2 protein-coding genes are annotated in these 378 nt (G+C 71.7%); both read left to right on the forward strand.

The window, feature by feature from the left end; translation table 11 throughout:
* The coding region (locus HUA76_RS44870) for a universal stress protein (RefSeq protein ID WP_174464436.1) at positions 1 to 195 on the forward strand (195 nt) is incomplete at its 5' end.
* A partial coding sequence (locus tag HUA76_RS44875; RefSeq protein ID WP_174464437.1) for a hypothetical protein occupies positions 195 to 378 on the forward strand: 184 nt, incomplete at its 3' end. The genes HUA76_RS44870 and HUA76_RS44875, both read left to right, overlap by 1 nt.

Genomic DNA, 378 nt, shown 5'->3' on the forward strand with positions numbered 1-378 from the left:
CGGTACGGCTCGCCCAGGACGGTCATCCCGGACGTCGTCGCGAAGAGCCGGGCGGACCTCCTGCTGCTCGGAACGCATGGCCGTGCTGGAATCGCGCACGCGCTCCTCGGGACTGTCGCCGGGGACGTCCTCCGGGATGTGACGTGCGACGTCCTGGTGGTTCCTCCCAGGCGCCATGGGGTCCGCAAGTCCTGATGCCGCTCATTGCCCTCCTGGCCATTCCCTGGGTCTCCAGTGTCATCGCGGCACTGCTGCCCACGAGCGCCCGGAACCGCGCGGCGGGGCTCGCGGGCCTCACCGCGCTGGTGGGCCTGGTGGGCGTGGCGCTCCACTTCCCGAGCGTCCAGGGCGGAGGCCTGCGTGTCGAGCGCTTCGAGT

Origin of the sequence: Myxococcus sp. CA056, from assembly GCF_013336715.1 — a bacterium.
Classification (GTDB): domain Bacteria; phylum Myxococcota; class Myxococcia; order Myxococcales; family Myxococcaceae; genus Myxococcus; species Myxococcus llanfairpwllgwyngyllgogerychwyrndrobwllllantysiliogogogochensis.